The 23,979-nt window shown below is 61.3% G+C and carries 22 protein-coding genes; 20 read left to right on the plus strand and 2 right to left on the minus strand.

Translation table 11 applies throughout. The features are described 5' to 3' along the window. Positions 1-95: 95 nt before the first annotated feature. The 11 genes from QQL79_RS00510 (at position 96) to QQL79_RS00560 (ending at position 11,131) form a co-directional block, all read left to right on the plus strand. A complete protein-coding gene (locus QQL79_RS00510; RefSeq protein WP_284386890.1) occupies positions 96-1,061 on the plus strand; it encodes an ABC transporter permease in 966 nt (321 codons plus the stop codon). Further along, positions 1,058-1,960, plus strand: coding sequence for an ABC transporter permease (locus tag QQL79_RS00515; RefSeq protein WP_284386892.1), 903 nt, complete (start codon positions 1,058-1,060; stop codon positions 1,958-1,960). Before QQL79_RS00510 ends, QQL79_RS00515 begins: the two co-directional genes overlap by 4 nt. Positions 1,961-1,965: 5 nt before the next feature. Next, complete coding sequence (locus QQL79_RS00520; RefSeq protein WP_284386894.1) at positions 1,966-3,642, plus strand: dipeptide ABC transporter ATP-binding protein; 1,677 nt, start codon at positions 1,966-1,968, stop codon at positions 3,640-3,642. 83 nt (positions 3,643-3,725) lie between these two features. Beyond that, positions 3,726-4,673 (plus strand): LysR family transcriptional regulator, encoded by a 948-nt coding sequence (locus QQL79_RS00525; protein ID WP_284386896.1) that lies wholly within the window; start codon positions 3,726-3,728, stop codon positions 4,671-4,673. Positions 4,674-5,035: 362 nt separating this feature from the next. Beyond that, positions 5,036-5,779 (plus strand): FadR/GntR family transcriptional regulator, encoded by a 744-nt coding sequence (locus QQL79_RS00530; RefSeq protein WP_284386898.1) that lies wholly within the window; start codon positions 5,036-5,038, stop codon positions 5,777-5,779. Between the two features lie 37 nt (positions 5,780-5,816). Beyond that, positions 5,817-6,509, plus strand: coding sequence for an RraA family protein (locus QQL79_RS00535; RefSeq protein WP_284386900.1), 693 nt, complete (start codon positions 5,817-5,819; stop codon positions 6,507-6,509). Positions 6,510-6,521: 12 nt separating this feature from the next. Next, positions 6,522-7,610: an ABC transporter ATP-binding protein gene (locus QQL79_RS00540; RefSeq protein WP_284386901.1), complete on the plus strand. Its 1,089-nt coding sequence runs from the start codon at positions 6,522-6,524 to the stop codon at positions 7,608-7,610. Beyond that, complete coding sequence (locus QQL79_RS00545; RefSeq protein ID WP_284386903.1) at positions 7,603-8,511, plus strand: carbohydrate ABC transporter permease; 909 nt, start codon at positions 7,603-7,605, stop codon at positions 8,509-8,511. The genes QQL79_RS00540 and QQL79_RS00545 overlap by 8 nt, the downstream gene beginning before the upstream one ends. Further along, positions 8,498-9,385: a carbohydrate ABC transporter permease gene (locus QQL79_RS00550; protein ID WP_284386904.1), complete on the plus strand. Its 888-nt coding sequence runs from the start codon at positions 8,498-8,500 to the stop codon at positions 9,383-9,385. The genes QQL79_RS00545 and QQL79_RS00550 overlap by 14 nt, the downstream gene beginning before the upstream one ends. Then, positions 9,385-10,680 (plus strand): ABC transporter substrate-binding protein, encoded by a 1,296-nt coding sequence (locus tag QQL79_RS00555; RefSeq protein WP_284386906.1) that lies wholly within the window; start codon positions 9,385-9,387, stop codon positions 10,678-10,680. Before QQL79_RS00550 ends, QQL79_RS00555 begins: the two co-directional genes overlap by 1 nt. A 7-nt stretch (positions 10,681-10,687) precedes the next feature. Beyond that, positions 10,688-11,131 carry an RpiB/LacA/LacB family sugar-phosphate isomerase gene (locus QQL79_RS00560; RefSeq protein ID WP_284386908.1) on the plus strand — a complete coding sequence of 148 codons (444 nt, stop codon included), beginning with the start codon at positions 10,688-10,690 and terminating at the stop codon, positions 11,129-11,131. 148 nt (positions 11,132-11,279) lie between these two features. Here QQL79_RS00560 and QQL79_RS00565 read toward each other — a convergent pair whose 3' ends face one another. Both QQL79_RS00565 and QQL79_RS00570 read right to left on the minus strand, forming a co-directional pair. After that, positions 11,280-12,797 (minus strand): aminotransferase-like domain-containing protein, encoded by a 1,518-nt coding sequence (locus QQL79_RS00565; RefSeq protein ID WP_284386910.1) that lies wholly within the window; start codon positions 12,795-12,797, stop codon positions 11,280-11,282. A gap of 106 nt (positions 12,798-12,903) precedes the next feature. Further along, the gene (locus tag QQL79_RS00570; RefSeq protein WP_284386912.1) at positions 12,904-13,695 is read right to left on the minus strand and encodes an SDR family NAD(P)-dependent oxidoreductase; all 792 of its coding nucleotides are present in this window, start codon (positions 13,693-13,695) and stop codon (positions 12,904-12,906) included. Positions 13,696-13,983: 288 nt separating this feature from the next. On the opposite strand from QQL79_RS00570, the gene QQL79_RS00575 reads away from it, so the two are divergent. The 9 genes from QQL79_RS00575 to QQL79_RS00615 all read left to right on the plus strand — a co-directional run bounded on the left by QQL79_RS00575 (position 13,984) and on the right by QQL79_RS00615 (position 23,897). After that, a complete protein-coding gene (locus tag QQL79_RS00575) occupies positions 13,984-15,975 on the plus strand; it encodes an ABC transporter substrate-binding protein (protein WP_284386914.1) in 1,992 nt (663 codons plus the stop codon). A 69-nt stretch (positions 15,976-16,044) separates the two neighbouring features. Further along, the gene (locus QQL79_RS00580) at positions 16,045-17,028 is read left to right on the plus strand and encodes an ABC transporter permease (RefSeq protein ID WP_284386916.1); all 984 of its coding nucleotides are present in this window, start codon (positions 16,045-16,047) and stop codon (positions 17,026-17,028) included. Positions 17,029-17,042: 14 nt separating this feature from the next. Further along, positions 17,043-18,197, plus strand: coding sequence for an ABC transporter permease (locus QQL79_RS00585; protein ID WP_284386918.1), 1,155 nt, complete (start codon positions 17,043-17,045; stop codon positions 18,195-18,197). Between the two features lie 9 nt (positions 18,198-18,206). Beyond that, entirely contained in the window at positions 18,207-19,241 is a 1,035-nt protein-coding gene (locus tag QQL79_RS00590; RefSeq protein ID WP_284386920.1) for an ABC transporter ATP-binding protein, read from the plus strand. Between the two features lie 5 nt (positions 19,242-19,246). Then, positions 19,247-20,275: an ABC transporter ATP-binding protein gene (locus QQL79_RS00595; RefSeq protein WP_284392778.1), complete on the plus strand. Its 1,029-nt coding sequence runs from the start codon at positions 19,247-19,249 to the stop codon at positions 20,273-20,275. Between the two features lie 2 nt (positions 20,276-20,277). Then, positions 20,278-21,132, plus strand: a complete 855-nt coding sequence (locus QQL79_RS00600) for a phosphoenolpyruvate hydrolase family protein (protein WP_370461152.1) — start codon at positions 20,278-20,280, stop codon at positions 21,130-21,132. Between the two features lie 30 nt (positions 21,133-21,162). Continuing rightward, on the plus strand, positions 21,163-21,576 hold the full coding sequence (locus tag QQL79_RS00605; protein ID WP_284386922.1) for a cupin domain-containing protein: 414 nt from the start codon (positions 21,163-21,165) through the stop codon (positions 21,574-21,576). 3 nt (positions 21,577-21,579) lie between these two features. Next, positions 21,580-22,818 carry a Tm-1-like ATP-binding domain-containing protein gene (locus QQL79_RS00610; protein ID WP_284386924.1) on the plus strand — a complete coding sequence of 413 codons (1,239 nt, stop codon included), beginning with the start codon at positions 21,580-21,582 and terminating at the stop codon, positions 22,816-22,818. Next, positions 22,815-23,897: a Gfo/Idh/MocA family protein gene (locus tag QQL79_RS00615; RefSeq protein ID WP_284386927.1), complete on the plus strand. Its 1,083-nt coding sequence runs from the start codon at positions 22,815-22,817 to the stop codon at positions 23,895-23,897. Before QQL79_RS00610 ends, QQL79_RS00615 begins: the two co-directional genes overlap by 4 nt. Positions 23,898-23,979 lie beyond the last annotated feature (82 nt).

Raw genomic sequence — 23,979 nt, forward strand, 5'->3', positions numbered from 1 at the left:
GGGTTGGCACCGAACCTGTCCGTGGCCGCAAAGGCCACGGATTTTCGCTTTATGACTATGGCTCCAACCGAGGCCCCGGCCGGATTGTCCAGGCAATGATAAATTTCGTTTTGCGGCGATTGGGTCAGAGCGCCATCCTGCTCGCCATCATGTCGCTGCTGGTCTTTGTCGGCATGTATGTGATCAGCGATCCGGTGGCGGTCATGGCCGGGGAAGACGCGACCGAGGCCGACCGGGCGGCGCTGGCCGCAGCCTATGGTCTCGACCGGCCATTGCCCCTCCAATACCTGGCCTTTCTCGGCAATATCCTGCGGGGCGATTTCGGCACGTCCTTCGTCTATGGCCGCCCGGTGCTCGACCTGATCTTCGAGCGACTGCCGGCAACGCTCGAAGTGGTGTTCCTGGCCATGGTGCTGGGTCTGGTCTTCGGCATTCCCATGGGCATTTTCTCCGGCCTCAACCGCAAGAATCCGCTGACCCGGTTGATCAGCATGGTCACTACGATCGGCTATTCCATTCCCAATTTCTGGCAGGCGCTGCTGTTCATCCTGATCTTCGCAGTCTGGCTGCGCTGGCTGCCGGCCACCGGCCGTGGCCCGACCACGGAGGTGCTGGGCATCCAGCTCTCGCTGCTCAATGCCGAGGGCCTGCGCTACATGCTACTGCCGGCAGCGAACCTGGCCGTCGCGCTGATCTGCATGCAGACCCGGCTGGCCCGCTCGGGCACGCAGGAGGTGATGTATCAGGACTATATGATGTTCGCGCAGGCCAAGGGCATAGCGCCGCGCCGCCTTATCGGGCGGCATCTGCTGCGCAATATCCTCATTCCCATCGTCACCATCACGGCGCTGGAACTGGGTACGCTCATCGCCTTTTCCACCGTCACCGAAACGGTGTTCTCCTGGCCGGGCATCGGCAAATTGCTGCTCGACTCCATCTACCGCTCCGACCGTCCGGTGGTCGTGGCCTATATGATCCTCATCACGCTGATGTTCGTGCTCATCAATCTCATCGCCGACATCATCTATGCCGTTCTCGATCCGCGGATCCGCTATTCATGAGCGCCATCAAACTCTCCGCCGAGCCGTCCCGCCTCGATCCGCTGCTGGCGCCGTTCCGGCACTATCCGGCCGCCATTGCCGGTCTTGTCGGCATCGTCATCTTCGCACTCGCTGCCCTCTTTGCGCCGCTGATCGCGCCGCAAAACCCGTTCGATCAGAACCAGCTCGACATCATGAACGGCCTCTTGTCGCCCATGAGCGAGATGATGGATGGCAGGGTGAGCCTGCTCGGCACCGATGCGGTGGGACGCGATATTCTCTCGGCCGTGCTCTATGGCATGCGCACCTCACTGCTCGTAGCGCTCCTGGCGGTTGGCATCGGTCTCGTCATCGGCGTGGTGCTGGGACTGCTCGCGGTCATGCGCGGTGGTTGGGTCGATGCCATCATCATGCGGGCCGTCGACCTCACCGTCAGCTTTCCCGGCGTCCTGCTCGCCTTGATGCTCCTCGCCGTTTTCGGCTCGGGCGTCGACAAGGTGATCCTGGCACTCGCCATCGGCATCTGGGCGCAGAATGCGCGCATGGTGCGTGCCGTGGGCCTTTCCGAGATGAAGAAGGACTATATCGCCGCCGCCCGCATCGGCGGCATTGGCGATTTGCGCATCATGTTCCATTTCCTTTTGCCCAATGCCATCTCGCCGGTTCTGGTGCTTATGCCCATGGCCATTTCCGGCGCCATTGTCGCCGAGGCAACGCTGTCGTTTCTCGGTGTAGGCGTGCCGATCACCGAGCCATCGCTGGGGCTGCTGATTTCCAATGGCAATGATTATCTGCTGTCCGGCCGCTGGTGGATCAGCGTCGTGCCTGGTCTGGTATTGGTGCTGATGGTGCTCTGCATCAATGTCGTCGCTGACCGGCTGCGCGATCATGCCAATCCCTATCTCCAGGTCAGGGGGTGAGCCGGATGCTGCTGCATATCGATACGCTCTCCATCGGCTACGAGCTGGCCAACGGGCGCGAGCTGGAAGCCATCAAGGACTTTTCCCTGGCGCTGGACCGCGGTCAGATCGTCGGCATTGTCGGCCAGAGCGGCGCGGGTAAATCCACCATCGGCAAGGCAATCCTGGGTCTGCTCGGCGAGAATGCCCGCATCACCAAGGGCAGCATCCTGCTCGAAGGGCAAGATATTGCCGCCTTCTCGCCCCGCCAGTTCGCCACCATCCGCGGCAAGCGCATCGGCTATATCTACCAGAACCCCATGACGGCGCTGAACCCGGTGCTGTCCATCGGCGAGCAGTTGATCGAGACCATCGAGGCCCATACCCCTAGGCGCGGCAAGCAGGCCCGCGACTATGCCATCGAACTGCTCACCGGGGCCGAGGTCAGTCACCCCGAAGACCGGCTCTCCAAATATCCGCATCAGCTGTCCGGCGGCCTCTGCCAGCGCATCGTTTTTGCCATTGCCATTGCCGCCCAGCCCGATCTCATCATTGCCGACGAGCCGACAACGGCCCTGGACGTGACGGTGCAGAAGGCGGTGCTGGGCACGCTGAAGCGTCTCGCCAGCCAGGAAAACATTGCGATCATCCTCATCACCCATGACATGGGCGTCGTTTCGCAGATGTGCGACGAGGTCTATGTGCTGCTGCGGGGGCAATTGGTCGAGCACGGTCCCACCGCGCAGATCATCGGTGCCCCCAGCGAGCGCTACACCCGCGAATTGATGGCCGCCATTCCAAGCGTCGAAGAAAAGCGCCCGCGCTTCGACGTACTCGACGCCTTCGCGGAAACGCCCGGCCGCCAGCGCGGCCTCGATTACCTACGCTCAGGCATCGCCGCCCAGGACCAGGGCGGGGCGGTGCTTGCCGTGCGCGACCTCTCCAAGACCTTCAAGGGCAAGAAGGGCCGGGCCGGCGATTTCAAGGCGCTCGATGGCGTGAGCTTCGAGGTCAGGCGCGGCGAGACCTTCGGTATCGTGGGGGAATCCGGCTCGGGCAAGTCCACCATCGGCCGGGTTATCCTGGGCCTGGTCGATCCCGATCCGGGCGCCATCATCGAACTGGATGGCCGGCCGATCGGTCATGGCGACCGCCGGACATTGTCGCGGCGGCTGCAATGCATCTTCCAGGATCCCTATTCCTCGCTCAATCCGCGCATGGATGCCGGCACCAATATCACCTATGGCGTTGTCGCGGCGGGCCTGGTTCCGCGCGAGACTGCCCAGGCATTGGCCGGGGACCTGCTTGAGGTTGTGGGCCTGCCCCGTGCCGTCGCGGCCAAGATGCCGCATGCCTTTTCGGGCGGCGAACGCCAGCGCATCGGCATTGCCCGCGCCCTTGCCTATCGGCCCGAACTGATCTTTTGCGACGAGCCGACTTCGGCGCTTGATGTGACCGTGCAGGCCGAAATCCTCAATCTGATGAAGGAATTGCAGGATAGCCTGGGCCTCACCCTGGTCTTTGTCAGCCACGATCTTGCCGTGGTGCGCCAGATGTGTGACCGCCTTATCGTCATGAAATCAGGCGCGATCGTCGAAGCGGGAGATGCCGAACAGGTCTTGACCGAGCCTGCAGAGCCCTATACCCGCCAATTGCTGTCTGCCATGCCGCGTTTCCTGCGCAGCGCTGCTGCTGCGTCATGACTCCTGGCGGGCAGGGCGACGGAGGCAGTCAGGCCAAAAGCAAGGTCCCTGTCCCGCCCGGTGCAACCAAAGCGGAGCAGGCAATGTCTCAGGCTCCCCCACGCAATATACGGCGCCTCAAATATATCGAGGCCTTTTCCGCGGTCATCATGACCGGCTCGATCTCGGCTGCCGCCCGCCAGCTCAATATGTCCCAGCCGGCCGTGAGCCAGCTGATCAGCAATTTCGAGAAGGTCGTGGGCGTGGCGCTGTTCGTGCGCCGCAACGGCGCCATCTTCCCCACGCAGCGCGCCGAGGCCCTGCACGATGATGCGCGCGACCTGCTGGCGCTGATCGACCGCATCGAGATGCATCTCAAGCCCCGCGCCGACAAGCTGCTGTCGCAGATCCGCATCTCGGCGACCATGTCGCTGGTCAGCGAAATCCTGCCCTTGCTGATCGGGGAGGTCCATCGCCACCATCCAACGGGCAGTTTTTCGGTCACCTCCCAGCCGGTCGACGAAATGACCAATGCGGTGGCCGAAGGCCATGTCGACTTTGCCTTCCATACCCGCCCCCTGCAGCACACCAATATCGTCAACCTGCTGCAATGCGAGGTGCCGCAGGTCTGCATCCTGCGCGTCGGCCACCCCCTGGCGAAAAACGAGCGGATCGAGCTGGGCCAGATCAATGGCCACGATGTCATCTGGCCCTCGCGCCGGGACCCTTATTACCAGTATTACCGCGACCTCTTCAGCCGGCACCGGCTCAATTGCCGCACCGCGCTGCAATCGCCCTTCGCCAATTTCTCCATCCGCATGACCGAAGTGCTGAACGCGCTGTCGTTCAACAATGCGCTCATGGCGTCGATCATCTGCAAATCGTCGGAAAACCTGACCTGGCGCCCGGTGGAGGGCATCGACGCCAGGACCAAGTTCTACCTGTCATTTCCCGAAGTGCTATCAGGCACGGAAACCCAGTTGCTTATGCAGCGGTGCTTTGCCAGTTCCATCGCCGACGCCCTGGCAGAACTCGATTGGCTGTCACAGTAATTGATGATGGAGCGCAACGCGCCACCGCATTTTTGATCGCGGCGGTGATCAAAACCGAAGGTCTGCTTTCGGGCGTTCGTCATAACGGCGTGAACGACCGGAATGGCGCGCGACACAGTGTTGCGGCAAAAGCCGGCTGCCACCAAGGCTACGTTTCCCCTCAGGTCGGATAGGATTGGCCTGACCGATTACGAATGTTGCATCCCAAGAGATTCTTTGGGTCACGCGATTTGCGCGCCAACGCGCCTCAACTCACCACCGAGTTTGCGCCTAATCGATAGGCAATGATGAATCGTGCATGAGGATTGACCTTTGTGGTCCAGTGGTCTATCGGTGGTATTACCACTTGATCGAGCTTCTCCATGAGCACCGAGATTTCAGAGCAGGCACCAGGCTCACAGGGCGACTATGCGCGGGTCCTTGATTTCATCCGCCAGCAGTTGCTCTCCGGCCGCATTAGGGTTGGTGACAAGCTCGTGGCGGAGCGCGAGCTGTCGGCGCTGCTCGGCGTGAGCCGCCCGGTCCTGCGCGAAGCGCTGCGCGCACTCTCGATGATTGGCGCAGTCGAAATCCGGCATGGCGTGGGTACCTTCGTGACCACCCCGGACGTGTCGGCGCTCGGCGACTTCTTCTCGCTCGTCCTAGCGCAGCAAGGGGACCAGTTGGATGACATCCTGGAGTCCCGGGTTGCCATCGAGCATCATGCCATTCGATTGGCATGCCGTCGCGCCACCGAGACCGACTACGATCGCCTGGCGGCGACCCTCGGTCGCATCCGCGAGACGATCGAAGACGCCGAGGAGGGGGCCAAGGCCGACTTTGCGTTCCATTCGGCAATCGTGGCGGCCAGCCACTCCAAGACACTGGCAACGATTTATGGCGCCCTGTCGAACTTCATCGTCGACCTGCATGTTGTGCGGCGCCGGCGAATTCTGACGGTATCCGGCATCCGCGACTACCTCATCGATCACCATGCCCGAATTCTTGACGCGCTGGTCCGTCGCGACGGTCCGGAGGCGGACCGTCTGCTCGCAGAGCATTTCGAGATCGGGGCCGACTTCAGCCGGCGAGCAATGCTGAACGAGATCAACGGCGCGTCGCGCTGACTGCGGCCGACGCATAACAGTGGAGATTTGTCATCTCATGACAAACCAGGAAGTACTTGAGCTTTTTAAGGGCCTGCGCCTTGCAGACATCCGCGATGGCATGGATTGGGCCGGCCTGCATAATGTTGGCAGCGTCGATCCCGCCATTGGCCCGGTCTTCCAGGGCGCCGAAGCCATGGGCATCGCCCATACGGTCCTTTGCCGTCCTACCCAGGTGCGCATTCCCACCATGCCGCCCGAGGACTACGAGGCCTGGGTCATCAACTACTATGAGACCCGATACGGCGATCGCCAGCGCATTACCCCCAATGTGACGGACGGCGAATTTATCGTGTTCGAATCCGCCGGTACGCGGTCGGGCGAGATTGGCTCGGCCAATTCCCTCGAATGGCATGCCATGGGTGCCCGCGGCATCGTAACAACGGGCGGCGCGCGGGACGTCGATGAGATCGTCACGCACCGCATTCCTGTTTTCAGCGCACACCGGGCCCAGACGATGGTGCAGGGCTATTCCGAACTTGTCGCCACCCAGGTGCCGGTCAGCCTCAATGGCACGCTCGTCAACCCCGGCGACCTGATCGTGGCCAATGGCGATGGCGTGCTCGTCGTTCCGCAAACCCACTTCGAAGCCGTTGCCAAATGGGCTCGCCGCGAGCTCGACAAGGACAAGGAGTGGCGTGCCCAGTGGTACGACAAGCTCGGCTGGGACGACTCGCGTCGTCTTCTCTGACCGGCTGTCATCATGGCCTCTCTCTCTTTCCATGGCGTCTGCAAGCAGTTCGGTGAGACCTCGGTTCTGTCCGACGTCAATGTCGAGATTGCCGACGGCGAGTTTGCGGTGCTTGTCGGTCCGTCCGGCTGCGGTAAATCCACGCTGCTGCGGATGGTGGCTGGCCTCGAGACCGTCACCTCGGGCGATGTCCTGATTGGCGGCAAGCGGGTGAACGGCCTTCGGCCGAAGGATCGGGACATTGCCATGGTGTTCCAGAACTATGCGCTCTATCCCCACATGAGCGTGGAGCAGAATATGAGCTTCGGCCTGCGCATGCTTGGCCACGATAGGGCGGCGACCCGTCGCCGCGTGGCCGACGCGGCCGCAATCCTCGAGCTGGAGCCGCTGCTGAAGCGGCTCCCGCGCGACCTCTCGGGTGGCCAGCGCCAGCGTGTCGCCATGGGTAGGGCCATTGTCCGTGAGCCGGAGATATTCCTGTTCGACGAGCCCTTGAGCAACCTGGACGCGCAATTGCGTACACAGATGCGCATCGAGATCAAAAGCCTGCAGCGCCGGCTGGGAACCACCAGTGTCTATGTGACACATGACCAGGTTGAGGCAATGACCATGGCGGACCGCATCGTGGTGATGCGCAAGGGGCGCGTCGAACAGGTCGGCACGCCTATGGAATTGTTCGATCGCCCCGCTACGCGCTTTGTGGCGGGATTTATCGGCTCTCCGGCCATGAACTTCGTCGAGGGCCGGATCGGCGGCATGGCCGATGCCCCTGTGTTCGAGGCGTGGAACGGCGCCAGCCTGCCCCTGCCGGATTCCTTGCGGAGCGTCGAGCCCGGTCGGCCGGCTGTCTATGGCATCCGTCCCCAGTATCTGCACTTTGCGTCTGTTGGTCCGGCCGGCCGCGCCGGCGTCGTGGAGGCCTTTGGTCACGAGACCTATGTGCAGGTCGATCAGGCGGGGCAGAACTTCACGGTCCATGTCCCCGGTCGCAGCGATCTCCGCGGTGGCGAAACGGTGCAACTGGCTCTTGATGGGAACAAGGCGCTTCTGTTTGACCGCGAAAGCGGCATCGCGCTCGATACCGGAAGCGCCAATGGCTGACCGTCGCGAGGACGCAGCACTGGATCGAGCCAATGCATGGGCAGCCTATGGGTTCCTTGCTCCATGGCTCATCGGCTTGCTGCTGTTCACCATTGGCCCGATCATTGTCTCGTTCGGGCTTGCCTTTACGCGCTACGATCTTGTCAGCGCACCCGTCTGGATCGGGCTTGAAAATTTCCGCGTCATGCTGTTCGAAGACACGCGTTTCTGGCGTTCCGTGCGCGCCACCCTTGTCTATGTCGGCTGGTCGGTGCCCGCCATTCTGATCGCCTCGCTGGCCGTCGCCATGGTGCTCAATCGTGGCTCGCGCGCCATGCCGGTCTATCGCGTGCTCATCTATCTGCCCTCGCTGATGGGCACCAGCGTCGCCGTGGCCATTCTCTGGCGCCAGGTTTTCGGCCGGGAAGGATTGTTCAATGCCTTCCTGGAAACGCTGGGCATCTCGGCCAATTCCTGGATCGGTTCACCCTCGACGGCGATCTATACCCTGGTCGCGCTCTCGGTCTGGGGCTTTGGCTCGACGATGGTTATTTTCCTCGCCGGCCTGCGCCAGATCCCGCAATCGCACTATGACGCAGCAGCCATCGACGGCGCCGGGCCGGTTTCGACCTTTTTCCATATCACCCTGCCTGCGCTCAGCCCCGTCGTCTTCTTCAACACCATCATGGTGGTGGTGCACAGCTTCCAGGCCTTCACGCCCGCCTATGTGGTGAGTCAGGGCAGTGGTGGCCCCGCCGATTCCACGCTGCTCTACGCGCTCTACCTTTACGATCGCGGCTTCCGGCAGTTCGACATGGGTTATGCGTCGGCCATGGCCTGGCTGTTGCTGATCGTTCTAGCGGCCTTCACCGCGCTGTTCTTCGCTTCCTCACGCTTCTGGGTTCATTATGGCGAACGCTGACAGCCGTCCCGCTGGCCTGGCGCAGCGCATCCTCTTCAACGAGTCGCCGATTGCGACCCGTCTCGCCCGGCATGTCCCGATCTTGCTGCTACTGGGCGTCATGCTCTATCCGGTCTTGTGGCTGGTGGGCGCCTCGTTCTCCCGCGGGGCCATGCTGGGCGGCCAGTTGTCCTTCCTGCCCGGCGACCCCACGATCGACAATTACGTGCAGGGCTGGCGCGGCATCGGGGCCATCGGCTTTTCGCAGTATTTCGCCAACTCGCTGCTGATTTCGATCGGCTCGATCCTGGGCAACCTATTCTCTTGCACCATGGCCGCCTATGCCTTTGCGCGCATCGAATTTCCGCTCAAGCGCATCCTGTTCGCCATTCTGCTGCTGACCATCCTGCTGCCCAGCCAGGTCACCATCATTCCGCAATATATCATCTTCAACACGCTGGGCATGGTGAACACCTACTGGCCGTTGCTGATCCCCAAGTTCACCGCCGTGGATGCCTTCTATACCTTCCTTATCGTTCAGTTCATCCGCGGCATTCCCATGTCGCTCGACGAGGCGGCGCGCATCGATGGCTGCGGGCACCTGCAGATATTTCTGCGGGTGATCCTGCCGCTCTGCGCACCGGCCCTCGCCACTACTGCCGTTTTTACCTTCATCTACAGCTGGAACGATTTCCTGGGGCCGTTGCTCTATCTCAACGCTCCCCGGCTCTACACGGTGCCGTTGGGTCTCGCCCAGTTCATGGATGCCACCGGCACGTCCATGGTCGGCAGTCTGTTCGCCATGTCGGTCCTTTCCCTCGTTCCCTTGATTGCCGTCTTCGCCGCCGCCCAAAGGCTGCTTACCGACGGGATCGCCACTACAGGAGTCAAGTAATGCCGTTCTCGATGCCCCGCCTGATCCGGCCGCTGTCGCTGGCCGCTCTCGCAGCTTCTGTGTCGATCGTTCCGCTAAACCAGGCTTTTGCGCAGGAAGAGCTGTCGGGTAGCATTCGCTTCTCCTGGTATGGCGGCCAGACGCGCAACGAAAAGATCGACCATATGGTCAACCTGTTCCAGAAGCGCCATCCCGGCACCACCATAAACCAGGAGCCCCTGGATTGGCCGAGCTACTGGGAGCGCCTCGGTGTCCAGGCGGCCGGCAACAACCTACCCTGCCTTGTCGGCATGCTGCCCTTCAACATTGCCGAATATGCGGGCCGGGGGCTCCTGGCGGATTTTCAGCCGCAGATCGACAGCGGCGCAATCTCGCTGGATGAAATCTCTCCCGATCTGGTGGCGGCCAGCCGCTGGAGCGATGGCAAGCTGCTGATGCTGCCATATGGCGCGGCGCCCGATACGATCACCTATAACGCCACCCTGGCTGAGGCCGCCGGCATTGAGCCGCTACCGGAAAGCTACGATTGGGATGCGTTCTTTGACTGGCTGTTGGCCGCTCAGGCCAGCCTCCCGGCCGATATCTGGGCCATCGATAGCCCTGCCAACAATCCCGACCTGCTGCTGGCCTATATCGGCTCGCATGGTTACAAGGTCTATGAAGGCGAAACGCTTGGCTTCCCCAAGGAAGTGCTGGTCGCCTGGTTTACCGAGTGGCACGAGCTCAATGCCGGCGGCGCCATGGTTCCTGCCGACATGCTCTCCGAAGAGCCGGGCGCCCACGAGCTGAGCTATTTTGCCGCTGGCCGGTCCCTTGCTTCCCAGCGCCCGGCCAATGCCCTGGCCGCCCTGCAGGGCGGTGTGGCGGCCCGCGGTTCGGGAGATATCCTCGTAACGCAGCTTTATCCCATCGGGCCGGAGGGCGTGGGTGACTTTGTGCCCGTCAATTCGCTCTCCATGGCCGCATCCTGCGACAATGTTCCACTTGCCGCCGCCTTCGCCGATTTTTTCCTTAACGATCCGGAGGCAGGAGAGATCTTCGCCTCGGACAACGGCGCCGTGACCAATGCGGCACTGTTGCAATCGCAGGTCAACAATGCCGATACCCCGGCGCCGGTCCGCGCGCTGCTGGAAACCTTCCAGCAGGTCAACGAACGCGGCAGCGTCGCCCAGACATTCCCTGCTCGCTTCCAGTCCCGCTTCACCGAGGTCCACAAGCGCCTGGTCATGGAAGTGCTGTTTGGCAGCCTGACACCCCAGCAGGCCGCCGATACTTTCTTCACGGAAGCAGAATGAGGGCGTCATGAGAGTAGTCATCGGCAACGATCACGCCGGATTCTCGGCAAAGGCCGCGGTCACTGCGGCACTGCGTAACTTGGGCATTGAGCCGATCGACCGTGGTACGGACAGTGACGCCCCTGTCGACTTCCCGGTGATCTCGCGCAATGTCTGCAGCGCGATTCAGGAGGGCTTGGCCGATCGGGCCATCCTCGTTTGCGGAACGGGGGTCGGCGCGTCCATGGCCGCGAACCGCATTCCGGGTATTCGCGCCTTTGTGGGGCACGACACCTATTCCGCGCGCCAGGCTGTGGAACACGACGATGCCAACGTGATGTGCCTTGGTGCCTGGATCATCGGGCCCGAACTGATGCGGCTCTCGATCGAAGCCTTCCTGTCTGCGGAGTTCAGCACCAGCGAGGAGTTCCGCCGACGTGTCGGAATGCTCGCCGAAATGGAAAAACGCTAACCCCGCCGGCTCGGCTGCTCTGCGGTCGAGTCGGTAGATTTTCTGCTTTTGGGCCCGAAAGGTTCTGCGCTCGGTCTTTCGGCGCGGAACCCGACGACTGCCCCGCAAACTCTACATGCGTTCTAGGAGCGTGGCTTGGTACGACATATTACAGCGGAATAGAGATCGGCTGACGCTCGTTGCCCGCCAGAATGGCGTCGGCGACAAGGCTGGCTGCCCGTTCGGCCTCATGATCGGCAATGCCGGAAATGCTCATGCGGATGACGTCGTTATGGCCGGGCCGGATATAGAAGGGCTCTCCCGAAACCAGCAGAACCCCTGCGGATGCCGCGTTGTCCACTACGTCGGTAGCTGCGACGCCGAACGGCAGGCGGATCCATATATTGAGCCCGTCCGTGCCGCTCAATCGCGTACCGGTGCCGGCCAGGCGCGCGCTCAGAACGGCCATGATCGTATCGCGACGGGCCCGATAGGATTCTCGCGACTGGGACAATGCTTGTTCGAGCTCAGTATCTTCGAGCACGTGAACCAGGGTATTCTGCGAGTGTAGCGACGTCCATCCGTCCATCAGGCTCTTGGCTTCACCCAGCATGGCGGCTAGGCGCGGTCGCACGACCGCAACGGCAGTTCGCAGGTCAGGGGCGATCGATTTGGCGAAGGTGCGGATATAGACCGTGCGATGCGCGGCGGGCCCTTCGAGCAATGACCCGGGCCGGGTGAGGGCGATATCGGCGAACTGATCATCTTCAATGGCGATAGCGTGAGGATGCTTCTTCAACACTTCGGCGAGAGCCGCGCGGCGTTCCGGTGTCCAGGACACGCCTGCGGGGTTTTGTGCGCGCGGCGTGAAAAGAGCTGCAATGGCGCCGGCCGCAAGGGCCTCATCAAGCGACTCGGGGATGACGCCGTGCTCGTCGAGCCGCATGCCGACCAGACGAAAACCCATATATTCGAATGCGTCGAAGACGGTTTGATAGCCTGGCTCTTCGACGGCTACGAGATGGCGGCGGTCCGGCATGAGACGCGCGGCGATGGACAGCGACATGACCATAAGCTGCTGCGCCGACGTGCCCGCCACCATGCTGGCATTGCTGACCGGAATATTGTCGGCGACAAGACGCGGCGCCAATAGCTCCGAGAGCGAGGGGATAGCCACCGGGCCTGCATATTGCAGGCCCTCGGCGTCGGTATCGACGGCCGCTGCCTGCTGCGCGCGCCGTACGAGCTCGGTCAGGATCAGACTGGTATCGGGCTTGCCTCGGCTGCAATCGAGCGCATCTGGATACATGGTTTGCAGCCGGTTGGCCGAGGTCAGAACCGTGCGTCGGCGCCAGGGTGGACGTGCCTGGGGCGAAACACTCGCCCATGCGGATTGTTCCGCTTCCTGCCCACCGTCACTCTGGAGTGCGGCAGAAGCCGACACATAAGTGCCGCGACCAACGGTGCCGCTGATACGTCCACGCAGGCGCAACTGACTATAGGCCGCCACCACCGTCGACGGGCTGACATCGAGCGCTTCGGACAGCGCGCGCACCGTCGGCAAACGCGCACCCTGACCGAGCGTGCCACTGTCTATGGCGCGGTCGATAGCGCTCACGATCGCTTCGTTGCGCGTCATATGCGCCAAATTGTCGTGATAGCCGGCTAGGAGAGACGAGATATCCACGTTGTCACGTTTTCCGTCATTCCGCCCCGAAAGGCTCATGCAGTTATGCGCTTGATGCCCGGTTTACCGGCGTCCCGCAAGCGCAATGCAGGACGCCGATTGGCTGTTAGTCACGCAGGCCCATGATGCCGCCGTCGATATTGAAGTCGGCACCGGTGACATAGGATGCCTCATCGCTGGCCAGCCACAAAATGGCATAGGCCTGTTCTACCGGCTCGGCCTGACGGTTGAGCAGCGTGTGCGGAGCGCCCGCCGCGCGGAATTCGGCTTCGACCTCGGCATAGGATTTTCCCGTGGCACGAACCTTGTTGTTGATATGGAAATTGGTCAGCGTGGGCCCCGGTGAAATGGCGTTGACGCGGATGTTCTGCTCGGCGTGATCGCAGGCCATCGAGCGGGTCAGGGCCAGCACGGCGGCCTTGGTGGCGTCGTAAAGCCCCATGCCCTTGCGCCCCACCGTGGCGTTCGCCGATGAGACCGTAACGATGCTGCCTCCGCCGTTTTCGACCATCTTCGGAATGGCGTATTTGCAGCTGTGCCCGACCGCCAACAGATTGGCGCCGATGATGAAATCCCAGTCTTGCTTGGTCGCTTCGGTGATCGGGCCGCGCACGCGCACGGCGGCAACATTGGCCAGGATATCGAGTTTGCCAAACCGATCCACAGTCTTGTCGACCGCCATCTTGGCCTGATCTTCCTGGTCGAGCCGAGCAATGACGTAGGCGACTTTCTCGCCGGACGGATCGATGGCCTTGCTGACGCGCTGGCTCGCCTCCTCGTTGAGGTCGACGATCATCACTTTTGCGCCTTCGCGCACAAATAGCCGCACGGTCTCCTCACCGATGCCGCCCGCACCGCCCGTCACTATGGCGACCTTTCCCGCCAAACGATCTCCCATGATCTTCCTCCTTGATCAACACAATGCAAGTACAATTTGCATTGGTATATTGAGCGGTAGCATGCGCTTAAGCGTGTAGTCAATTGGCGATATGCGCGCAAAATGGCAGTAATGTTGGCCATTTTTGTTTTGCTTTGCCGATTGACAGTTGGCTCAATCAATACATAACATCCAAATTGCGCTCAATATTGCGCCGATTGTGCTGGTACAATTAGAAAATGGCACGCGGGCTATTGCAGCGCAATGAGGAGATGGCTGTCCAAGGGATGGCTTACCGAGGAGGGGAACATGAACAAGGACGATCAGTCCTCGAAGTCGCATGCCGGTATGAACCGTCGCCGCTTCAATGCACTTCTGTCCGGCGGTATCGTCGGCTCGTTTGGCCTGCCGATATTTGTGAACAAGGCTTTTGCCCAACCGGCGCAATTCAAGGAAGCGCCCATGTTGGCTGAACGCGTCGCCAATGGCGAATTGCCGCCGGTCGAAGAACGGCTGCCGCCTCAGCCGCTGGTGCAGGAAACGACCAACGAAATTGGTGTCTATGGCGGACGAATGTTCGGCGCCGGTCGCGCCCCCGAAACTGCCAACGATCTGCAGATCGGCCAGGTTGTCGGCCTGTTCCGCTACTCCAATGATCTCAGCGAAATCTATCCGGAACTGGCGGAAGGCTACGAGTTCAACGACGATTACACTGAATGCACCATTACGCTGCGTAAGGGCGTGCGGTGGTCTGACGGCAAGCCGTTCACCGTCGACGATATCATCTTCTATTTCGAAGATTGGCAGTATGACAAAGAGCTGCTTCCGGTGCCGTCGGCGACGTTGATGGCTGGGGGGCAACCCTTCGGAATCGAGAAAATCGACGATCACACGATCAGGTTCGACTTCGCCCAGCCGCATCCGGCCTTCAGTATCATTCACTTTTCAGGTGGGCCGTCCGAGCCCTTCCGTCCGGCGCACTATCTCCGCCAGTTCCATCCCAAGCACAATCCAGATGCGGCGGCAGAAGCCGTTAGCGCGGGGTTCAACTCCTGGCAGAACGCCTTTACCACCAAGGCCAATGCGGCCGGGGCGTCATTTCATTCGGGCGCCAGCAATGTGGATATGCCTGTGCTTTCGCCGTGGATCCCAACGGCAATCGACAGCCAGCGCCAGCAATACGAACGCAATCCCTATTACTTCAAGGTCGATGCAGAAGGAAACCAGCTGCCCTATGTCGACTACATGACGGTTGAATATGCCACGAATGCCGAGGTGATGAACCTCAAGGCCGTGTCGGGCGAGCTGTCGGTAGCAGGCATGGATATCCAGCTTTCCAATTTCCCGCTGATCCGTCGCGGCGAAGAGGCCGGCAACTACACCACCAAACTCGTCTATAGCGAGCGCGGCTCGGATGTTTGCCTGGCCTTCAACCAGATCCACCCCGATCCGGTTCTGGGCAAGCTCTTCACTGACGTACGTTTCCGTCAGGCCATGTCGCTGGGCATCAACCGGCATGAGATCAACGAACTGGTGTTTCTGGGGCAGGGCACGATCCGCCAGGCGACCGTCAATGAATCCGCCAGTTTCTTCGAACCGCGCTGGGCCGAGCACTTTATCGAGCACGACATCGAAACCGCAAATGCCATGCTTGACGAACTGGGCCTGGATCAGCGCAACGGCGATGGCATTAGGTTGCGCGAAGATGGCCAGCCGCTGGTGTTCCAGCTCGAATTCCTGCCGCACGAGGGCCCGAAGACCGAAGTGTGTGAACTGGTGGTCAAGCACTGGCAGGCACTTGGCATTCAGGCACAGGCCGCGGCGCGCGAACGCAGCTACCTGATCGAACGCCTCGACGCCCAGCAGCAGGATGTGACCGCTTGGCATGTCGACCGTGTGCTGGAACGGCCAGCTTATGCTTATGGAATGATCGGCAAGATCGGGCCGGGCGGCGACTCCATCGTCCGCTATGGCAAATTATGGCAGGACTGGCTCAATTCTGGTGGTGAGCGCGGCGTCGAGCCACCCGAAGAGGTCAAGGCCTATCGCGAGGCATTTCTCGCCTGGCAGGAGACCGAGTTTGGCTCCGAAGCCTATATGGCGGCGGCCAAAAAGGTCTACGACCTCAACATGCAACACCTTTGGGTGGTCGGCACGGTTGGTCAGTCACCCCAGCCGGTAATTGTGCGCAACGACATGGGTAACGTGTTCAAGGACGGCGATGACAGCCGGTTCTGGTGGGGCGCGGCCAACTGGTTCTGGCACACCCTTCGCCCTGAGCAATGGTACATCAAAGCCTAGCGGCAACCTGTATCGCATCTGCGCCCTGCGGGCGCAGATGCCTACCCTGGATTATTCGGGAGGCGCACAGTGGGCCGTTACATCGTTCAGCGCATCGTGCTGACCATTCCGACGCTTTTTGTCATTTCGATCATATCTTTCGTCATCATCCAATTGCCGCCTGGCGACTTCCTGACCGCTTACATTACCTCGCTGGAATCGGGTGGGCAGGTGGTCGACCAGCAGCTTATCGATGCGCTGCGCTCGCAATATGGTCTCGGCGATCCGCTCCATATCCAGTATTTCAAGTGGATTTCCCGCGTCATCGTCGGCGACTTTGGCTACTCATTCCAATGGCAGCGCCCCGTCTCCGAACTGATCGGGGAGCGGATGATGCTCACCATCATCCTGTCCGTCGCCTCGCTGATCCTGGTTTGGGGCATTTCCCTGCCGATCGGCATCTATTCGGCCGTGCGGCAATATTCGTTAGGCGATTATTTCTTCACCTTCATCAGCTTCGTGGGGCTGGGGATTCCCAACTTTCTGCTCGCCCTGGTGCTGATGTGGTGGGCCTATTCCCAGCTCGGCATGTCGGTTGGCGGGTTGTTTTCGGCGGCTTATGCCGATGCTCCGTGGAGCTTTGCCAAGCTGCTCGATTTCCTTAAGCACCTCTGGATACCTGCCACCGTGCTGGCCATCGGGGGTATCGCCGGCCTCATCCGCATCATGCGGGCCAACCTGCTTGATGAATTGCCCAAGCTCTACGTCACCACTGCTCGCGCCAAGGGCATGGGCGAGCGCGATCTTGTTCTCAAATACCCGGTTCGCGTCGCGCTCAATCCCTTCATCAGCACCATTGGCTGGACGCTGCCCGGCCTGGTTTCCGGCTCCATCATTGTCTCGGTCGTGCTCAATCTTCCAACGACCGGCCCCATGCTGCTGACCGCCTTGCAGTCGCAAGACATGTATCTGGCAGGCGCCATCCTGCTGCTGCTCAGCATTCTCACCGTCATCGGCACGCTGATTTCCGATTTGCTGCTTGCATGGCTCGATCCACGCATTCGCTTCGGCTAACCGAGGGCTGCTTCATGACCACGACTTCCGATATCGGCACGACGGGTACGGCAACGCCGCCACCCAAAGTCCCCAACAACGCCTCATCCTACGCTGTTGCGTCGCAGTGGCAGCTGATGTGGTACAAGTTCAGCCAGCACCGCCTGGCCGTCGTCTGCGGCTTCATCGTGCTGATGCTCTATGTCGTCGCTCTCTTCGTCGAGTTTATCGCACCCTATAATCCCGAGGCGCAGAACGCGGCAAATGCCTATCAATCGCCGACGGCGATCCACCTCTTTGATGCCGATGGCCAGTTTCAGCTTCCCTTCGTCTACGGCACGACCAGCCAGCGCAATCCGGATACCTTCGAGCTGGAATTCGTCGAGGATACTTCGGTTCGTTATCCGCTGCGCCTCTTCGTTCAAGGTGACGCTTACCGGATGTGGGGGCTGATCCCATCAAGCCTTCATCTGTTCGGTGTGGATGACCCGGACATCCGGATATTCCTGCTGGGTGCCGACCGGCAGGGCCGCGACCTCCTAAGCCGCATCATTCATGGCACGCGCCTCTCCATGTCGATCGGTCTGGCCGGCGTAGTGCTCAGTTTCTTCATCGGCATCTTGGTGGGTGGGGTATCCGGCTATTTCGGTGGCACTGTCGATATCGTTACCCAGCGCATTATCGAATTCATCCGCTCCATGCCGACCATTCCGCTGTGGTTGGGCCTTGCGGCTGCGCTCCCGGCGAACTGGTCGATCATGCAGGTCTATTTCGCCATAACGATAATCCTGTCGCTGATCGGCTGGACGGGACTTGCACAGGTGGTGCGCGGTCGCGCGCTGGCCTTGCGCGAGGAAGACTTCATCATGGCGGCGCGCCTTAGCGGCACCAGCCGTACGCGCATTATCTTCCGGCACATGGTTCCGTCTTTCATGAGCCATATCATTGCTGCCCTTACGCTGGCCGTCCCAGAAATGATCATCGCTGAAACGGCCCTGAGCTTTCTCGGCCTCGGTCTGCGCTATCCGGCGATCAGTTGGGGTGTGCTGCTGCAGGAGGCACAGAACCTTCGATCCGTAGCGCTGGCGCCCTGGCTGCTCGCTCCCGGTGTCATGGTGGTGCTCGCGGTGCTCGCTCTCAATTTTTTCGGCGACGGTTTGCGTGATGCAGCCGACCCCTACAAGCGTTAGGAGGCCAGAATGTCAGATACTCACATGGCATCTGAAACCCTGCTCGACATCCGTAACCTCCAGACCGGCTTTGCCCTGCGCGAGGGCTATGTCAAGGCAGTGGACGGCGCTTCCTTCAGCATCCGCCGAGGGGAAACCATCGGCGTGGTCGGGGAAAGCGGATGCGGGAAGAGCATTACGGCGCGCACCATCATGCGTATTGCGGGCACATCCGATGACTCGCTGAACGGTCAGGCCCTGTACCGCAAATCGGACGGTACGGTTGTGGACCTGCTCAAGCTCCCCCATGCCGGCAAGGAAATCCGCAGCATACGCGGCGCCGAAATTGCCATGATCTTTCAGGAACCGATGACCGCTTTCAGTCCCGTTCACACGATCGGCAATCAGATCGTCGAGGCGATCCGGCTGCATCAGCCTCTTTCCAAGCAGGAGGCGCGCGAGGTGGCAATCGAGATGCTGCGGCGCGTGGAAATGTCAAATGCGCACCGCCGCATCGATGCCTATCCGCATCAACTCTCCGGCGGCATGCGCCAACGTGCCATGATCGCCATGGCCTTGGTGTGCCGGCCGCAATTGCTGCTGGCGGACGAGCCGACCACGGCGCTCGACGTTACCACGCAGGCACAGATTCTCGCCCTCATCCGCCAACTCAAGCAGGATCTGGGCATGAGCGTGATGATGATTACCCATGATCTTGGGGTAGTCGCCGAAACGGCGCAGACCGTGGTCGTGATGTATCTGGGCAAGGTCGTCGAAATGGCCGATGTGCGCTCGCTGTTCCGCGACCCCAAGCATCCCTATACCCGTGCTCTGCTGGCTTCCATTCCGAAGCTGGGCCGCCGGTCGGGCGAGGCTTTGCACCCGGTCCAGGGCATGGTGCCAAGCCCCTTTAATCGCCCGGTTGGCTGCCCATTTCATACGAGGTGTCCATCGGCCATGCCAGGCGTCTGCGATACAGCGATGCCGCGGCAGACGCGTATTTCTGACCAGCACACGGTTAGCTGCTTCCTCTACGACGACAATAGGCGGGAGCAGGTGGCATGATCGCAATGGCCCAGGAAACCATGGTCAAACCGCGTCGGCTGCTCGATGTCAGGGGGCTCAAGAAGCATTTCCCGATCACGGCCGGCCTGCTGCGCCGCGAAGTCGCTCGAGTGCGGGCCGTGGACGATGTGAGCTTCCATGTCGATGAAGGCGAAACGCTTGGCCTCGTTGGGGAAAGCGGTTGTGGCAAGACCTCGACGGGGCGCTGTCTTCTGCGGGCCATCGATCCTACCGAAGGGGAGATCATCCTTGATCGTGGCGGTAGTGCGCCGGTCGATGTTGCCAAGGTCGAAGGCCGCGCGCTCAAGGTTCTGCGCAAGGACATGCAGATGATCTTCCAGGATCCTTATTCCTCGCTCAATCCGCGTTGGACCCTGTTTGATCTCGTTGGCGAGCCGCTGGTTGCGTTCGGCGTCAGCAAGGGCCGGGCGCTGGAAGAGCGCGTCGCTTACCTGCTTGAGCGGGTGGGCCTGCGGCCCGAATATATGCGGCGCTATCCACATGCCTTCAGCGGTGGCGAGCGGCAGCGCATTGGCATTGCCCGCGCCTTGGCACTCAACCCGCGGCTGGTTGTGGCCGACGAACCGGTGTCGGCACTGGATGTTTCGGTGCGCGCGCAGACACTCAATCTGCTCGAGGAATTGCAGAGCGAACTGGGCCTCACCTACATTTTCATCTCGCACGACCTCAGCGTCGTCCAGCATATCTGCGATCGGGTCGTCGTCATGTATGTGGGAAAGGTGGTGGAGGTAGCGCGCACCGCGGACCTCTTCTTCACCCCGCTCCATCCCTATACCGAGGCGCTGCTGTCGGCCGTTCCCAAGCCCGATCCTGAATTGCTTTCGAGCCGCATCGTGCTCAAGGGCGAGGTGGCGGATCCGAGCAATGTGCCGGCCGGTTGCGCCTTTCATCCACGCTGTCCTTATGCGGTCGACGCCTGCCGGGCGGTCGAGCCGCCACTCGAAACCATGGTCGATGGGCGGCAGGTGCGTTGTCACCGCGCCCGCGAACTATCGCTCAAAGGCGTGGAGTGACCATGCTCGAACATCCTGTGGAGACCTATCCAATGCGCCATACCGAAATCCTTGCCAAGTTGAAGGCGCAGCGGGCATCCGGTCGGCCGATCATCGGCGCCGGCGCGGGGACGGGGCTGTCGGCCAAATGCGTTGAAGCCGGCGGTGCCGATATCATCGTCATCTACAATTCGGGCCGTTTCCGTATGGCTGGACGCGGTTCGCTGGCGGGCATGATGCCCTATGGAGATGCCAATGCCATCGTCGTGGACATGGCCCGCGAAGTGTTGCCCGTGGTGCGCGATGTGCCGGTGATGGCAGGTGTATGCGGCACCGATCCGTTCCGTTTGATGCCGGTATTTCTCAAGCAGATCAAGGAAATGGGTTTTGCCGGAGTGCAGAACTTCCCCAGCGTCGGCCTCATCGACGGCGTTTTCCGGGCCAATCTCGAAGAAACGGGTATGGGCTATGACAAGGAAGTCGAAATGGTGCGCATCGCGCACGATCTCGGCCTGGTGACCACGCCTTATGTCTTCACGCCCGAAGAGGCTGAGGCCATGACACGGGCCGGTGCCGATATTCTTGTGCCTCATGTCGGTCTCACCACCAAAGGCACGATCGGCGCGCACACGGCCATGACGCTGGACGACGCCGTGCGGGCCATCCAAGCCATGCATGATGCCGCCAAGGCGATCAATCCCGACATTATCGTGCTGTGCCACGGCGGTCCGATCGCCGAGCCGGAAGACGCCGCCTATGTGCTTGAGCGGACCCGCGGGATCGACGGCTTCTTCGGTGCTTCGAGCGTCGAGCGTCTGCCTACCGAGATTGCGATCACGGAGAACATGCGGCGCTTCAAGGCCATCGGGATGAACTGACAGCCCGCAAGGGCGCAAGAGGAGGAAGACATGACTGTCGTCAATGTAGGGTCCGTGCCGACCCAGACCTTTGGCTGGGGTCTGATCAAGTGGTTTGTTTCGCCCTCGGCAACGCCCGGCGCGAAACTGACTTTCGGAGAGGTTGTGCTGCTGCCCGGGGAGGGGCATACGCGGCACAATCATCCACTGGCCGAGGAGATCCTCTATGTCCTTTCCGGCAATGGGCGGCAGATGGTCGACGACCAGCCGGAATTCGATATCGGGCCGGGGGACACCATCTATATCCCTTCCGCGATGTACCATTCCACGATCAATACCGGCTGGGAGCCGCTGCGCCTGCTGGCGCTTTACAACCCCGGCGGCGCGGAGGTCGATCTGACCGCCCTGCCGGATTATGCCGAAGTGCCCGCCGGCAGACTGCCTCGTCTCCAGCGCAGGAGCTGAACCATGGCCGAGATTGTGCTCATCGGCACGCTCGACACCAAGGGAGAGGAGTATCGCCTGTTCCGCGATCTTCTCAAGGCACTGGGACACAAAGTAACCGTGGTCGATGCGGGTGTGCTGGGCGAACCGATCTTTGCGCCGGACATAACGCGCCATGACGTGGCGGCTGCTGCCGATACCAGTATCGAAGCGCTGGTTGCAGCCGACGACCGCGGCGCCGCCATCGCCGCTTTGTCCCGAGGGGCGCGCGCTATCCTGTCACGGCTGCATGACGAATGCCGGGTTCAGGGCGTGGCCGCACTTGGCGGTTCGGGCGGCAGCGCCCTTGCCGCCCATGTGATGCGGGGCCTCCCTATCGGCCTGCCCAAGCTGATCGTTTCCACCGTAGCCTCGGGAGACACCCGCGCCTATGTCGGGGCTGCCGATGTCACCATGATGCATTCGGTTGTCGACGTGGCCGGCATCAACCGCATCAGCCGCCGTATCATCGGAAATGCTGCAGGCGCCATTTCAGGCATGGCCACAGCCTATGCCGATGACATCGCGGATAAGGGAGACGACAAGCCCCTGGTTGCCGCTACCATGTTCGGTGTTACCACCGCCTGCGTCATGGCAGCAAAGGCGCGGCTGGAGGAGGGGGGCTATGAAGTGCTGGTCTTTCATGCCGTCGGGACAGGCGGCGAGGCCATGGAGGCACTGGTTGAGGCGGGCTATATCGAAGGCGTCCTCGATGTCACCACTACTGAATTGGCCGATGCATTGGTGGGGGGCATCTTTCCAGCCCATGCAGGGAGGTTGACCACGGCCGGGCGTCTGGGTGTACCGCAAGTGGTGTCGCTCGGAGCGCTCGACATGGTCAATTTCGGACCGCGCGTGACTGTTCCGCCCCAGTTTTCCGGGCGATTGTTCTATGAACACAATCCGAACATCACCTTAATGCGTACCACGCCGGAGGAATGCGCCACGCTTGGCCGTCAGGTCGGCGAGCGCCTGTCCGCCGCCGTCGGTCCGACCAAGCTCTTCATTCCGCATGGCGGCATCTCGGCCATTGCGGTGGAGGGGGGCATCTTCCGCGACACCGCAGCCGATGAAGCGCTGTTCGACGCCGCGCGCGCCGCTTCAGCCGGCTCGGTCGCGCTGCATGAAATGGCCATGGACATCAATGACACGCAGTTCGCGCACGCAATGGCAGAGGCGCTAATCGCAGCAATGGCAGACAGAAAGGGAGGCAGCCCCCGATGACCTATCGGATGTTACAGATCGGCGTGGGTGGCTACGGCAAACACTGGTCCGAACGGTCGCTGCCCCCCAATATCGCCGGTGGTCTCGTCGAGCTGGTGGGCATTGCTGACACTGACCCGGTAGCTTTGCGGGCTGCGCAATCCTTTCATGGCTTGCCCGATAGCGCCTGCTTCACCTCGGCGGCCGAGCTGGTACGAGCCATCAAGGCCGACTTCGTGCTGATCTGCACGCCGGCCTGGCATCATGAGGAGCATATCGGCCTGGCGGTAGCAGCGGGGTTGGACGTCCTCTGCGAAAAGCCGGTCGCCGACACGATGGAGGCGACCATCCGCCTGGAAAACCTCGTCCGCAAGGCCGGTACAAAACTGGCCATGACCATGACGCACCGGTTTGATCTCCCCAACACGACGTTCCGCAATGCCTTGCGGTCGGGCATTGATGGACCGCTCGACTATCTGGTGTTTCGCCAGACTGGCGAGCTGCGGAAATACGGCGCCTGGGGCGCATTCCGCCACGAATTGCCGGATGTCATGCTTGGCGAGGCGGGGATCCATCATTTCGACATGCTGCGCGATCTGGCTGGCGCCGATTGCGCGACCATCTTTGCGCGTTCATGGACCCCTTCTTGGGGCGAGTTCAAGGGTGACGCCAATGTACTGGCGATCGCGACATTCCAGAATGGCGTCAAGCTTTCTTACGAAGGCACGAGCTGCAACGCGGCGGCCATCAATCCCTATTTCAAGGGCTATGTGCGGGCCGAATGCGAAAATGGCGTACTCATCCTGAGCCACGGCGCGGTTGAGCGCCATTGGCACGACCCAACACGTCAACGGGGCAGCCGCAAGGAGGGCGAAGGCGACCCAATTGCGCCAGCCGAGCAGACCAAGTTCGGCGATGTTTGGCTATTGGACCGCTTCCTGCGCTGGCTTGATGGTGGTCCGGAGATGGAAACCAGCATGCATAGCCACGTCAAATCCCAGGCCATGGTCTATGCGGCAATTCGCAGCGTACATACCGGCCAGGAGATCGATGTAGGCGCGTTCCTTCAAGAGCATCGCAGTTCGTCAGCTGGGACGTGATTGGCGGAAGTCCGGCCTTCATCAATGAGGTTAAGGACGATCTCCTCTTGCTCGCGCCCGTGTTCCTGATGCTCCTTGTCGC

The organism is Devosia yakushimensis (genome assembly GCF_030159855.1).
In the GTDB taxonomy this organism is placed as follows: Bacteria; Pseudomonadota; Alphaproteobacteria; order Rhizobiales; family Devosiaceae; genus Devosia; species Devosia yakushimensis.

What these genes read in the sequence shown, in the direction of transcription:
- QQL79_RS00515 (WP_284386892.1), top strand. Translation starts at nt 1,058, where the DNA reads ATGAGCGCCATCAAACTCTCCGCCGAGCCGTCCCGCCTCGATCCGCTG.
- QQL79_RS00555 (WP_284386906.1), top strand. Translation starts at nt 9,385, where the DNA reads ATGCCGTTCTCGATGCCCCGCCTGATCCGGCCGCTGTCGCTGGCCGCT.
- QQL79_RS00615 (WP_284386927.1), top strand. Translation starts at nt 22,815, where the DNA reads ATGACCTATCGGATGTTACAGATCGGCGTGGGTGGCTACGGCAAACAC.
- QQL79_RS00570 (WP_284386912.1), bottom strand. Translation starts at nt 13,695, where the DNA reads ATGGGAGATCGTTTGGCGGGAAAGGTCGCCATAGTGACGGGCGGTGCG.
- QQL79_RS00560 (WP_284386908.1), top strand. Translation starts at nt 10,688, where the DNA reads ATGAGAGTAGTCATCGGCAACGATCACGCCGGATTCTCGGCAAAGGCC.
- QQL79_RS00590 (WP_284386920.1), top strand. Translation starts at nt 18,207, where the DNA reads ATGTCAGATACTCACATGGCATCTGAAACCCTGCTCGACATCCGTAAC.
- QQL79_RS00520 (WP_284386894.1), top strand. Translation starts at nt 1,966, where the DNA reads ATGCTGCTGCATATCGATACGCTCTCCATCGGCTACGAGCTGGCCAAC.
- QQL79_RS00540 (WP_284386901.1), top strand. Translation starts at nt 6,522, where the DNA reads ATGGCCTCTCTCTCTTTCCATGGCGTCTGCAAGCAGTTCGGTGAGACC.
- QQL79_RS00605 (WP_284386922.1), top strand. Translation starts at nt 21,163, where the DNA reads ATGACTGTCGTCAATGTAGGGTCCGTGCCGACCCAGACCTTTGGCTGG.
- QQL79_RS00575 (WP_284386914.1), top strand. Translation starts at nt 13,984, where the DNA reads ATGAACAAGGACGATCAGTCCTCGAAGTCGCATGCCGGTATGAACCGT.
- QQL79_RS00530 (WP_284386898.1), top strand. Translation starts at nt 5,036, where the DNA reads ATGAGCACCGAGATTTCAGAGCAGGCACCAGGCTCACAGGGCGACTAT.
- QQL79_RS00600 (WP_370461152.1), top strand. Translation starts at nt 20,278, where the DNA reads ATGCTCGAACATCCTGTGGAGACCTATCCAATGCGCCATACCGAAATC.
- QQL79_RS00510 (WP_284386890.1), top strand. Translation starts at nt 96, where the DNA reads ATGATAAATTTCGTTTTGCGGCGATTGGGTCAGAGCGCCATCCTGCTC.
- QQL79_RS00545 (WP_284386903.1), top strand. Translation starts at nt 7,603, where the DNA reads ATGGCTGACCGTCGCGAGGACGCAGCACTGGATCGAGCCAATGCATGG.
- QQL79_RS00610 (WP_284386924.1), top strand. Translation starts at nt 21,580, where the DNA reads ATGGCCGAGATTGTGCTCATCGGCACGCTCGACACCAAGGGAGAGGAG.
- QQL79_RS00525 (WP_284386896.1), top strand. Translation starts at nt 3,726, where the DNA reads ATGTCTCAGGCTCCCCCACGCAATATACGGCGCCTCAAATATATCGAG.
- QQL79_RS00535 (WP_284386900.1), top strand. Translation starts at nt 5,817, where the DNA reads ATGACAAACCAGGAAGTACTTGAGCTTTTTAAGGGCCTGCGCCTTGCA.
- QQL79_RS00585 (WP_284386918.1), top strand. Translation starts at nt 17,043, where the DNA reads ATGACCACGACTTCCGATATCGGCACGACGGGTACGGCAACGCCGCCA.
- QQL79_RS00550 (WP_284386904.1), top strand. Translation starts at nt 8,498, where the DNA reads ATGGCGAACGCTGACAGCCGTCCCGCTGGCCTGGCGCAGCGCATCCTC.
- QQL79_RS00595 (WP_284392778.1), top strand. Translation starts at nt 19,247, where the DNA reads ATGGCCCAGGAAACCATGGTCAAACCGCGTCGGCTGCTCGATGTCAGG.